Origin of the sequence: Streptomyces sp. NPDC052023, assembly GCF_044548465.1 — a bacterium.
In the GTDB taxonomy this organism is placed as follows: domain Bacteria; phylum Actinomycetota; class Actinomycetes; order Streptomycetales; family Streptomycetaceae; genus Streptomyces.
Window position 1 is genome coordinate 489,269 of sequence record NZ_JBIUBW010000002.1, and the last position, 12,646, is coordinate 501,914.

General features: G+C 69.1%; 7 protein-coding genes and 1 tRNA gene. 5 read left to right on the forward strand and 3 right to left on the reverse strand.

The window, feature by feature from the left end; translation table 11 throughout:
- Positions 1–526 precede the first annotated feature (526 nt).
- Together ACIHCM_RS06345 and ACIHCM_RS06350 are read left to right on the forward strand one after the other, a co-directional pair.
- Positions 527–6,766: a DNRLRE domain-containing protein gene (locus tag ACIHCM_RS06345; protein WP_399889903.1), complete on the forward strand. Its 6,240-nt coding sequence runs from the start codon at positions 527–529 to the stop codon at positions 6,764–6,766.
- Between the two features lie 32 nt (positions 6,767–6,798).
- Positions 6,799–7,377 (forward strand): hypothetical protein, encoded by a 579-nt coding sequence (locus ACIHCM_RS06350; RefSeq protein ID WP_399889907.1) that lies wholly within the window; start codon positions 6,799–6,801, stop codon positions 7,375–7,377.
- A 434-nt stretch (positions 7,378–7,811) separates the two neighbouring features.
- On the opposite strand, the gene ACIHCM_RS06355 is transcribed toward ACIHCM_RS06350, so the two are convergent.
- Positions 7,812–7,885, reverse strand: a tRNA-Gly gene (locus tag ACIHCM_RS06355).
- A gap of 520 nt (positions 7,886–8,405) precedes the next feature.
- Here ACIHCM_RS06355 and dcd point away from each other — a divergent pair.
- Positions 8,406–8,981 (forward strand): dCTP deaminase, encoded by a 576-nt coding sequence (dcd, locus tag ACIHCM_RS06360; protein ID WP_079305965.1) that lies wholly within the window; start codon positions 8,406–8,408, stop codon positions 8,979–8,981.
- A 32-nt stretch (positions 8,982–9,013) separates the two neighbouring features.
- Positions 9,014–9,511, forward strand: a complete 498-nt coding sequence (locus ACIHCM_RS06365) for a phosphoribosyltransferase (protein ID WP_399889910.1) — start codon at positions 9,014–9,016, stop codon at positions 9,509–9,511.
- An 85-nt stretch (positions 9,512–9,596) separates the two neighbouring features.
- Here the strand turns inward: ACIHCM_RS06365 and ACIHCM_RS06370 are convergent, their stop codons facing one another.
- Positions 9,597–10,583: a Yip1 family protein gene (locus ACIHCM_RS06370; RefSeq protein WP_399889914.1), complete on the reverse strand. Its 987-nt coding sequence runs from the start codon at positions 10,581–10,583 to the stop codon at positions 9,597–9,599.
- Between the two features lie 73 nt (positions 10,584–10,656).
- On the reverse strand, positions 10,657–12,096 hold the full coding sequence (locus ACIHCM_RS06375) for an FG-GAP-like repeat-containing protein (protein WP_399889917.1): 1,440 nt from the start codon (positions 12,094–12,096) through the stop codon (positions 10,657–10,659).
- A gap of 159 nt (positions 12,097–12,255) precedes the next feature.
- Here ACIHCM_RS06375 and ACIHCM_RS06380 point away from each other — a divergent pair, with 159 nt between their 5' ends.
- Positions 12,256–12,591: an antibiotic biosynthesis monooxygenase family protein gene (locus ACIHCM_RS06380; RefSeq protein ID WP_399889920.1), complete on the forward strand. Its 336-nt coding sequence runs from the start codon at positions 12,256–12,258 to the stop codon at positions 12,589–12,591.
- Positions 12,592–12,646: the final 55 nt, after the last annotated feature.

The window sequence follows — 12,646 nt, forward strand, 5'->3', positions numbered from 1 at the left end:
TCTCGCATCAGTGCGAACAAAACAACCCCAGGTCGCTGACCTGGGGTTCCATCATGGAGCGGGTGACGAGAATCGAACTCGCGCTCTCAGCTTGGAAAGTTGAGGGCATCGAGGGCTGGCTCCCTGCCTGATCTGCGGCGGGGAAACGCAGGCGCGCGGAAGACAGCCGCTCGGTTCCCCGCTGCTCCCCGTGGTTCCAGGAGGACCGCCTCCGCGTCACGTTTCCATACCGACGCACCCGGCAGCTCGCGGTCAAGTTCGACACCGACGACCGTCGGCCCTTTGCCGGAAATCGCCCCACATGCGCACGCGGGCAGCGCGACCATCGCGCGAACTCCGCCGCCGTCCCGGCGCTTATGTGCCCCATATCTGTGCAGGTCAAGCGGCTGACAGGCAAGATGGCGTAACGATTTCTAGATCTCCGCCCGGAGTGACCGCATCGTTGGCGTTCTTCACCGCTTCCCACCATTTAAGATCACGCAGCCCATGGCGTATCAGGCGCCATGGCGTGATCACAGGAGTCGTGTTGAGATTCAGACAACGGGGAAGGGCGCGGGTCGCGGGCATATCGCCAAGACGCACCGCGCTCGCCGTCGCCGCCGTACTGGTCGCCGAGGCGGCGTTGGTGTCGCTGGGGAGCGGGCAGGCCTTCGCCGCCGCGGACTCCGCCACCACGCGGGCGACGGCCGCGGGCAAGCCCGCCAAGTCGGCGGCGTCTTCGGCCGATTCGACGGCCGCCGCGTTGCTGATGGCCCGGTTGCAAGGCCGCAGGATCGAAGTGTTGGCGAAACGTTCCGCCAGCTCGACGACGTACGCGCTGCCCAACGGGCGGTTGCAGACATCCACGTACGCGGCGCCGATCCGGCAGAAGGTCGACGGCGTCTGGCGCAACATCGACACCGCTCTGGCCGACGAGGGAAGCGCCCTGGAGCCGGAGGTGGCCGCCGCCGATATCGCGGTCTCCGACGGCGGGGACACCGCGCTCGCCTCGGTCACCAAGGGCGCGAAGACGTTCGGGATGGGCTGGGAGTCGAAGCTTCCGACGCCTTCGGTGAAGGACGACACCGCCTCCTACGATCTCGGTGACGGCGAGACCCTGACGGTCACCGCGCTGTCGCAGGGGTTCAGCCAGAACGTTGTCCTGGACAAGGCGCCCGAGGGTCCGCTGGAGTACCGGATACCCATGCGGCTCAAGGGACTTGAGCTGTCGGTGGCCACATCCGGTCACCTGCTGCTGAAGGACGGCGCAGGGAAGCTGGTCGCCGAAGCGCCCGCGCCGATGATGTGGGACTCCTCCAAGGACCGTAAGTCCGGCGAGTCGAAGTACCAGGCCCCCGTCGCCACGAAGGTGGAGACGGCCGTGGACGGGTCGCAGACCCTGGTCCTCACCCCGGACGCGCGCTACTTCACCGACAACAAGCTGACCTACCCGGTCACCGTCGACCCCACCAGCACGCTCGCCGCCTCCGCGGACACCTGGGTCGCCACCAACTACCCCGACTCCCAGGTCTCCTCGCAGGAGCTGAAGTCGGGTACGTACGACGCGGGGACCACCAAGGCCCGCGCCTACCTGAAGTTCGACGTGTCGGCGTTCACGGGCAAGCACATCACCGACACCAACCTCGCCCTGTACTCGTACTACTCCTCGACCTGTGCCACCACCGGCGCGGGCACGCAGGTGCGGCGGATCACCGGGGCCTGGACCACCTCGGACATCACCTGGGGCGACCAGCCCGCCACCACCACGACCGGCGCGGTCACCAGCACGGCGGCCAAGGGCTACAACGACTCCTGCCCGGCCGGCACCGTCAACTTCGACATCGACGCCATCGTGCAGGCCTGGGCCGACGGCTCCACCAACTACGGTGTCCGTATCGCGGGTGCCTCGGAGACCGACTCCACCACCTGGCGCCGCTACCGCTCCGCCAACTACGTCTCCGGCGACGGCTCCACCGAGCCGCACCTGACCGTGACGTACAACTCCTACCCGGCGGTGCCCGGTTCGACGGCGATCGCGCCCTCGCAGGTCAACGCCTACAACGGCAAGCGCTACGTCACCTCGCTCACCCCGACCCTGTCGTCGAAGGTGACCGACCCGGACGGGGCCAACGTCCAGGCGCAGTACGAGATCACCGCCGACCCGGCGTACGCGGACACCACGTACTCCCTCACGGCGTACGGCAAGACCGTGGCCTCCGGCTCCACCTCGACCCTGGCCATCCCCTCCGCCTCCGCCTTCCCCTCCGGCAGCCATCTTCGCTACCGGGCGCGGGCGTACGACGGTACGGACTTCGGGTCGTGGTCGGGCTACACGACGTTCGTGCTGAACACGGCCAAGCCGGCCGCACCGACCGTCAGCTGTGACACGTACACCCAGAACGGCTGGACCGCCAAGGCCTCCGCCGCCGTGAACTGCACCCTCGACACCTCCTCCACGGACGGTGCCGGCTACCAGTGGGGCCTGGACGACGCGTCCCTGCTGAACACGAAGCTGGACACCACCGACGGCAACGGCGGCGACGCGCAGACCATCAGCATCAACCCGGCGGGCGGCTGGCACACGCTGTACGCGCGCACCATCGACTCCGGCGGCAACCTCTCGACCGCCAGCACCGCCTACAGCTTCGGCGTCGGCGCCGACGGCGCGGCGATCCTCTCCCCGCAGGACGGCGACACCACCGCCCGCCGGGTCACCCTGGCGGCCAAGGGCCTCACCACCTACACCGGCGTGACCTGGCAGTACCGGCGCGGCGAGACCGACACCTGGCACACCGTGCCCGTCGGTGCCGTGACCGCCTCCGGCTCCGCCGTCTCCGCCTGGCCCGTCGCCGTCAGCGGCGGCACCGCGACCAAGCTGGTGTGGAACACCGTCTCCACCCTCGCCGAGGACGGCGTGATCCAGCTGCGGGCCGCGTTCACCAACGGCACCACCACCGGCTACTCGCAGACCGCCGAGGTCACCCTCGACCGGGACGCGGGCGCCGCCCTCACCAATCAGATCGGCCCGGGCCAGGTCAACGAACTCACCGGTGACTTCACCCTGTCGGCCACCGACGCCTCCGCGTTCGCCGCGAGCGTGGACCGTACGTTCTCCTCGCGTACCAACAGCACCGACACCGAGGGTCAGGCGCAGATCTTCGGCCCTGGCTGGACGTCGGCCGTCTCCGCCGAGTCGAGCGACTACACGCAGATCCGCGAGACCTCCGGCTCCTCTGTCGAGGTACTGGCCGGTGACGGCAGCGCGATCGCGTTCACCGAGACGAGCAGCGGCGGCTGGCAGCCGGAGATCGGTGCCGAGTCCCTGACGCTGACCTACTCGACCACCACGAACATGTTCACGCTGACCGACACCGACGCCAACACGGTCGTGTTCGCGAAGGCGGACCCGGCCGCGACGACGTGGACGGTGTTCTCGTCGGCCTCGGCGGTCGACGACTCGACGGTCACGGTCTTCTCGACGACGGTGGACGTGGGCGGCAAGAAGCTGGCCCGTCCGAGGTACGTGGTCTCGCCGACGAGCGCGGCGACTGCGACGACCTGCCAGACGACGCCGTCCACGAAGGGCTGCCGGGTACTGGAGTACGTCTACGCGCCGGCCACCACGGCCACTTCCAGCACCTTGGGCGACTATCTGAACCAGGTCTCGGCCGTCAAGCTGTGGGCCACCACCCCCGGTGCCTCCGCCTCGACCTCCGAGACGCTCGCCTCGTACGCCTACAACGCCTCCGGCCAGCTGCGCCAGGTGTGGGACCCGCGCATCAGCCCCTCGCTGAAGACGGAGTACACCTACGGCACCGACGGCCGCGTAGCCACGTACACCAAGCCGGGCGAGCTGCCCTGGACCTTCACCTACGGCACGGCCGGCTCGGCCCTGACCTCGGGGGCCGGCATGCTCCTCAAGGTTTCGCGTGCCGCGCTCGCCGCGGGCTCCGCGAGCACCACGTCCGGCACGGCGGCCACCACCGTCGTCTACGACGTCCCGGTCTCCGGCACCGCCGCCCCGTACCAGATGGACACCGCGACGGTCGCCACCTGGGGACAGGACGAGGCGCCCACCGACGCCACCGCGTTCTTCCCCGCCGACAGCGTTCCGGCCTCCAGCACCGGCGGCGACCTGACAGCCGGCGCCTATGCCCGGGCCACGATCAGCTACATCAACGCGAACGGAGCGGAGACCAACACCGTGAGCCCGGGTGGTGCGATCACCACCACCGAGTACGACCTGCTCGGGAACCAGTCCTCCGACCTGACCGCCGGCAACCGGGAACTCGCCCTGGGCACCTCCGCCAACGCGGCGACAGAACTGGCCGCCCTGGGCCTGACCGATCTGTCCACCGCCGAGCGCGCCCAGCAGCTGGCCACCGTGCTGGAGTACTCCGCCGACGGCACCCGTGTGACGGACGAGTACGGTCCGCTGCACCAGATCACCCTGGCCGCGGAACTCACCGGCACCACCCCCGAGTCCACCCTGGCCGCCGGCACGGTGATCCCGGCCCGTGCCCACACCTCCTACGCCTACGACGAGGGAGCCCCGGCGGACGCGGCGGTCTCCGACCTGGTCACCTCCGCCACCACGGGCGCGGCCATAGCCGGCTACGCCACCGACGCGGAGGCCAAGACCACGACCACCACCTACGACTGGTCCACGGGCTCCGCACTGGCCACCACCGGCGGCGGCGAGTCCGCGGGCCAGGTGACCAGCTACGACAGCGCGGGCCGTGTGGCCACCACCCGCACCCCGAAATCGTCCGGCTCGGACGCGGGCACGCTGGTGTACACCTATTACGACGCGCACGCCATCGGCGCCTGCGCCTCGACCGAGTGGGACGGCCTGCTCTGCAGGACCGCCCCGGCCGCGGTCATCTCGGGTGGCGGGACCAACCCCGCCGAGGCTGTCACCACCGTCTACACCTACGGTCGGTGGGGCCAGGTCGTCACCAAGGCCGAGACCGCCAACGGCGTGACCCGTACGACCACCACCGCCTCCGACGCGGCGGGCCGTCCGACCGGCACGACCGTCACCGGCGGCACCGGAACAGGCACCCCGGCCACCACCATCACCTACGACGGGGCCACCGGCCAGGTCGCCAGCACCACCGCCAACGGCAGGACGTCCACCTCGACGTACGACGCCCTGGGCCGGACACTCACCTACAGCGACGGGTCCGGCAGCACCAGCGCCTTCACCTACGACATCCTCGACCGCCCGGTGACGGCGTCCGACTCGGTGCCGTCCACCACCACCTACACCTACGACGCCACCACCGGCCAGGCCCGGTCCATCACCGACTCGGTCGCCGGGACGTTCACGGCCGGTGCCCACGACGCGGACGGCGCTCTCACCCGTGAGACCCTCCCCGGTGGCTACACCCTGGCCACGACCTACGACACGACGGGCAACCAGACGTCGGTGACCTACGCGGACTCCTCAGGCACCACCGTGCTCTCCGACTCCGCGACCTACACCATCCACGGGAAGCAGGCCGGTCACACCCAGACCGACGGCGGAACCCTGTCCACCGCCTACGGCTACGACGCCTCCGGGCGCCTGGCCCTGGCCACCGACGACGGCACGACGAGGACCTCGCGCGCCTACGCCTTCGACACGGATGACAACCGCACCTCGCTGACCACCACGGTCACGGCCGCGGGCTCCGCCCCCACCACCTCCAGCACGGCGTACGCGTACGACACCGCGGGTCGCCTCATCGCCGGGGGCTACACCTACGACGCCTTCGGGCGCACCACCCAGGTGGCGGGCAAGACCCTGGCCTACTACACCAACGACCTGGTGGCCAGTGAGACCATGGGCTCCACCCGTACCACCTGGGGCCTGGACGGTTCCGGCCGCCTGGCGTCCTCGGCCACCGCGACCACCAGCGACAGCGGCGCGACCTGGTCGACCACGAGCACCACGGTGAACCACTACAACTGTGGCTGCGACACTCCGTCCTGGACGGTCACCACCGCGGGTTCCGCCTCCACTGTCAGCCGGAATGTCCCCGACCTCTCCGGCGGCCTGGCCGCCACCACCGGTGCCACCGACGGCGTGGTCCTCCAACTGGCCAACCTGCACGGTGACATCTCCGTCCGGCTGGACCTCGCGACCTCCGCCGCCACGGTCCAGCGCTACGACGAGTACGGCAACCCGCTGGACGCCACGGCCGCCGCGGCGAAGTACGGGTCCCTGGGCGCCTACCAGAAAGCCACCGACGGCCTGGCCGGATACACCCTCATGGGCGTCCGCGTCTACGATCCGACCACCGGCCGCTTCCTCCAGAACGACCCGGTCTACGGCGGCAACACCAGCGCCTACATCTACCCCGCCGACCCGATCGGTCAGTCGGACACCAGCGGTGAGCTGAACTACCGCAATCAGACGAAGAAGACGAAGAACTACACCATCGGCATCAGCAGGAACTGCACCGGGAAGTCCAAGTGCAGCCTGACCTGGTACGTGAAGCTGAAGAGCATCTGGAAGAAGTACGGCGCTCTGAAGTTCGTGTACAGCATCGTCCTTCCGCTGTACTACGCCAAGAAGAATCAGAACTACGGCCACCTGGAGCCGGGCACCTACGTCTTCCACGGCTCCTGGGGTGTCCCGAACGGGAGAGGCAGACCGGAGTCGGACCGGGGGAAGTACCGGGCCATGGGCATGACCTTCTGGTTCGACTGGACGGACAACGTCGAGTTCAGCGGGAAGTTCACCGTCATGAACATCTGCGTCAGGAACCCGACCCTGAACGTCTACGGCCTCTTCACCTGAGACCCTTCGGGTTGATCACCGCCGGGGGAGAAGTGGGCAGCCACTTCTCCCCCGGCTTTCCTTGCCATCGGAAGGCAACGATGATGTCGAATTTCTCGGACTGGCAGGACCGGATGCTGCGAGCGGTCTGGCGGCACGGGGAGCAGCTCCCCGAGGAGGTACTGACGTGGATGGCCGAGCTGTACGGCGAGCGTGGAGAAATTCCGGAATCGGAGTTCTGTGAATCCTGGACCGCGCGAACCTTCTCCATGGCGAGATCGGCCTTCGAGACGGTCACCAGGTCGGCGGAGCAGGACACCGGGAAAGCGGCCACCGGCGACGACTTCTGTTACATCGACTACGTGCGCGACCCGGACCTGGGACCGGTCGGCGTGGTCCACATCAAGTCGGCGGAGGTCTCCACACCCGATTCGGCAGAGGTTCTGGGTGCTGTGGCGGAAGGAGTGCAGGAATTCGTCATGAGCCACCATCGCGTGACCTGGCCCGTCTGCGGCGAGCACGACCGCGGTCTGCATGTGGGTTACGTCCATGAGACCGCGGTCTGGAAATGCGCGGGCGGGACCACGGATGGTCACGTGGTGAGAGCGATTCACCCCGCCGTTCAGCCGTAGATCACTGCGGTGCCTTTCGCTGGGTCAGCCACCATTTCACCATGATTTCTCGCTGTCCTCCGCATGATCCGGTGCGGTCGTGGTGCGCCCGGCCATGACCGGAGGTCATCCCTGACCGGCCGCAGGATGTTGGCGCATGTGAGTTCTGGCCAGGCCGCCTGGGGTCCCTTTGGTACCCCAGTCAGGACAGGGTGCATACAGGTCGCAGAATGGGTCGTGAAAGCCGTTGTCGTGCATTGGCAGGCGTTTGCCACGTGTGCGACTGCCGGATGGTCAGAGGCTCTCCGGCGCCGACCGACAGCAGGAAGCTGCGGCTGTTCCAGATGACCAGGCTGATGATCCCGACGATCACTGTTCTGGCACGAATCTGGCACACGGCGAGTGATCGCAGCGGACAGCAAAACGGCCCAGGTCTTCGACCTGGGCCTTCTTCATGGAGCGGGTGACGAGAATCGAACTCGCGCTCTCAGCTTGGGAAGCTGATGTTCTACCATTAAACTACACCCGCGTAAGACGCCGACCGAGGTCGGTGTCGGAATGCTCGCTTACTGTACCTCATCGCAGGCCCCCGGTGCTGATGCCGTGGGGCCTGCGGTTGTTCGGAGGGTGGGATGTGGGTGCGGGGCGCGGGAGTTGGGGCGTACGGTGGAGGTGCGGGAGAGGGGCTGGGCGGGGTCGGAGTGCCGCCTGGAGGGGCGTCCCATTCATCCCGTAATGTGGCCTTCCTCGTCAGGGCGTCAGCCAGACGCGGTTCTTTGGGGAAGGGACTTCAGGACTTGATGGAGCGCACCGTCGTCCGTTGTGCCGATGGGCACGTGTTCAGCACCGCTTCGTTCCCGATGCAGCAGGCCGATCGCCTCGGTCCTGGTCGGCTCCTGCGCTGTCCGCGATGTGCGCGGTTGCGCAGTGTCGTGCCGGTGAGTCTGCAGAAGCGCTAGGGGACGAGAGGCAGAGGTACAGGTCTCGACGTGGGCGCGTGGGGTCGTCGCGATTGTGGCGGCCCCGCGCGCCTTGCGTATCCTCGGGGCGTGCTTCTCTCAGACAAGGACATCCGGGCCGAGATCGACGCCGGGCGGGTGCGGATCGATCCCTACGACGAATCCATGGTGCAGCCGTCGAGCATCGACGTGCGGCTGGATCGGTACTTCCGGGTGTTCGAGAACCACCGGTACCCGCACATCGACCCCTCCATCGAGCAGGCCGACCTGACGCGGCTGGTCGAGCCCGAGGGCGACGAACCGTTCATCCTGCACCCCGGCGAGTTCGTGCTCGCCTCGACGTACGAGGTCATCACGCTCCCGGACGACCTCGCCTCCCGCCTGGAGGGCAAGAGCTCCCTCGGACGTCTCGGGCTCGTCACCCACTCCACCGCCGGGTTCATCGACCCCGGGTTCTCGGGGCACGTGACGCTGGAGCTGTCCAACCTCGCGACGCTCCCCATCAAGCTGTGGCCCGGCATGAAGATCGGCCAGCTGTGCATGTTCCGGCTCAGCTCGCCCGCGGAGTTCCCGTACGGCAGTGAGCGGTACGGGTCGCGGTACCAGGGACAGCGCGGGCCCACCGCCTCCCGGTCCTTCCTCAATTTCCACCGGACCCAGGTCTGAGCTTCCCGACTGACGTGAGTGACATCAGTGACATGAGTGACGTACGAGAGAACCTCACCTACGAGCAGTTCGGCGTCGCCGTCCGCGAGCTGGCGCAGGCCGTCGCCGACGACGGCTACGAGCCCGACATAGTGCTCAGCATCGCCCGGGGCGGGGTGTTCGTGGCCGGCGGCCTCGCCTACGCCCTCGACTGCAAGAACATCCACCTGGTGAACGTGGAGTTCTACACGGGCGTGGGGACCACCCTGGAGATGCCCGTCATGCTGGCGCCCGTCCCCAACGTCGTCGACTTCTCCGACAAGAAGGTCCTGATCGCCGACGACGTCGCCGACACCGGCAAGACGCTCAAGCTGGTGCGTGACTTCTGCCTCGACGCGGTCGCCGAGGTGCGCTCCGCCGTCATCTACGAGAAGCCCCGCTCCCTCGTGCAGTGCGAGTACGTCTGGAAGCGCACCGACGAGTGGATCAACTTCCCGTGGTCCGTTCAAGCCCCCGTCGTGAAGCGCTCCGGGCAGGTCCTCGACGCCTGAGCGGGCACGGCAGCACCCCGTCACGAAAAGGGGCCCCGGCGATCACGCCGGGGCCCCTTTTCGTGGACGTGGGGGATAACGCGCGCTACACCGTGCCCAGCTTCACGATCGACAGCAGGGCGATCAGCTGGATCGCCGACGCGCCGAGCGCCTTCGGCCAGGGCAGGTCGTGCGACTTGGAGACCATCAGCGTCAGGAGGGCGCCGCCCGCGACCCAGGTGGCCCAGCCGAGGATCTGGACGAAGGGGGCGTCGCCGCCCAGGAACGTCGCGACGAGCAGCCGGGGCGCGTCCGAGATGGACATGATCAGCATGGAGAGGCCGACCGTCGGCTGCCACGCGCCGTCGCCGCCGAGCTGGCGGGCGAGGGTGTGGGTGACCACGCCCAGGATGAACGCGCTGAGCACCATCGCGACGGCCGTGGTCAGGACGATCGGGATGGCGTTGGAGAGGGTGGCGTTGATCGCGTCCTCGCGGGCGCCGTCGAAGCCGAAGACCGCGAGCAGGCCGTACAGGAAGGTCACGACGAGGGCCGGGCCCCACATCGTGTAGTCGCGCATCCGCAGGAACGTCTGGCCGGGGGCCAGGACGATGCCCCTCAGCAGTTCCTTCCAGTGCAGGCGCGGGCCGGCCGGGGCGGCCGGAGCCGCGCCGGCGCGATAGGTGCCGCCCTGGCTGTACGGGTCCTCGCCGACCGCGAAGGCCTGTGTGTGGCCCGGGTTGTTCGCGGCGTACGGGTCCGGCCCGCCCTGGTGGTACACGCCGTCGTCGCCGAAGTACTCCGGCTCGCCGCCGCCCGGACCGCCGTAACCGCCGTGCGTCTGCGGCCAGGGGGCGTTCCCGTAGCTCTGCTGCCCGGGGTGCGGGTGCGGCTGCGGGGCCTGGGGGTAGCCGTACGACGGCCCCGGCGCCTGCTGTCCGTGCGGGGGGTGTTGCGGTCGCGTGTGCGGGGCGCGGTCGTTCCGGCCGCGTCCGATCCTGAATCCAGCCACGTCAACGAACGTACCTGGTCTCGGAGAGCGGCGGGCCGGGCCCCGGGTACCGGGCCCGGCTTTGCTGCCGAGCTGTGACATCCCTTACGGATGTCACGTGGAGATCCCTTACGGGCCTTTCCCCATGTCCCTCAGGGACACCCTGATGTGTGCGTCACTGGGAGATGACCCAGCCGAGCGCGGCGCTGCCCTTCAAACCGGCGGTGGCGGCGGTGAAGGACTTGGCGCCCGTGGCGGTGAGGCCGGTGGTGGCGCCGCGCAGGACGGTGACGCCGCCGGCCTCGTTCTCGTAGGCGGTGCCGACGACCAGGTCGGCCTTGCCGTCCTTGTCGAGGTCGGTCAGGCGGACCGCCTGGCCGAAGAAGTCGCCGGTCTCGTTGCTGCCGTGCACGCCCGTGGTGTTCTGGGTGCAGAGCTTGGCGCCCGCGCCCTTCAGCCCCGAGGCCGAGCCGAAGAGGATCATCACGGAACCCGCGTCCTTCGCCGGGCCGTTGTCCTCGCCCGGTGTGCCCACGGCGACGTCGGCGTACTTGTCGCCGTTGACGTCGCCCACGGCGACCGCCGTGCCGAAGCCGTCGGAGGCCTCGCCCACGTCGGGCACACCGGCCGTGTCCTGGTTGATGACGGTCGGAGTCTGCGCTGGGTCGGGGCCGTTGCTGCCGCCGTACCAGACGGTGATCTGGCCGCCCTTGTGGCCGCCGGGCCTGGTCCTCGCCGGGTCGGTGTAGTCGCCGAGGACGACGTCGCCGTATCCGTCGCCGTTGATGTCGCCGATCGCGCCCACGTCGCCGTCCGCCTTCTCCAGCTTGACCTGGGCGTAGTCGGACTCGGGGTGCTCGGCGTGGCCCGTGGGGTCGTGGTGGAAGTAGCGGATGTCGCCGCGCAGGTCGGCGTCCGTGGCGAACGGGTAGATGCGCTCCGCCGCCCGGTCGCCCGTCAGGTCGCCGGCGAACACCTCGTACGTCGAACCGAGTTCGCCGATCCACTGGTGGCTCAGCGGGGCGCCGGTGCGGGTGAAGGGGCCGCGGTAGAGGTGGGTGTGGCTCTGGCCGGTGACCGTCACGTCCGTCCTGCCGTCGCCGTCGAAGTCGCCGGTGGCGACGCCGGAGGAGTAGCCGCCCCACTCGGTGAGCCGGTCGGCCGGCGGCTGCGGCAGCGCCGAGGCGCCGGTCAGGCCCTTCGTGCCGCCCCAGACGACGAGGACGGAGCCGATGCCCTTGCGGGTGCCGATGCCCTCGTACTGGGAGCCGACCACGAGGTCGGCGTACTTGTCGCCGTTGAGGTCGCCGGCGGCGAGGCTGTAGCCGAAGCGGTCGGAGGACTCCGCGGTTCCCGGGACGCCGGCGGAGTTCTGCGTGATGACGGTCTTCCTGGCGGTCGAGATGCCGGAGGAGGAGCCGTACATCACGACCACCGCGCCGGCACCGCTCGCGGAGCCGACATCGGCGTTCCACGCGCCGAACGCGACGTCCCGGTAGCCGTCGCCGTTGAAGTCGCTCGCCAGTCCCGACGGCGCGGCGGTGGCGGTGCCGGGGAGGGCGGTGAGCAGGCCGGTGGTGAGCGTGGCGGCCAGCAGGAGGGTGCGCGTGCGCAAGGCGGGCTCCAGGGAATTCAGCGGTGACAGCTCTCAGGAGACCGCTGGCGGGGCGGGAGGGTTGTACGTGAGTTCGGTGGGGCCCGGGGGAGGAAGGGGCGGTGGTGCGGACCGGGCTCCGGTACGGCGTTCAGCACGCCCAGCGGGCAGGATGGAGCCATGAGCGTAGTCAAGATCAATGTACTGACCGTCCCTGCCGAGCAGCGGGAAGTCCTGGAGAAGCGGTTCGCGTCCCGCGCGCACGCCGTGGAGGGGTCCGACGGCTTCGAGTGGTTCGAGTTGCTGCGTCCCGTCGAGGGCACGGACAACTACCTCGTCTACACCCGGTGGCGGGACGAGGAGTCGTTCCAGGCCTGGATGGAGGGACCGATGAAGACGGCCCACCAGCAGGGTGGCGGGGCCGGGGAAGGCGGAGAGCGGCCCCGGCCCGCTGCCTCCGGGTCGACGCTCTGGTCGTTCGACGTGGTGCAGCAGGCGGGGCCGAAGGAGGCGTAAGGGCGTTCGGGTATGGCGACGGTCCGGGCCCGTGCGGGGCAGGGGCCGTCGCCGT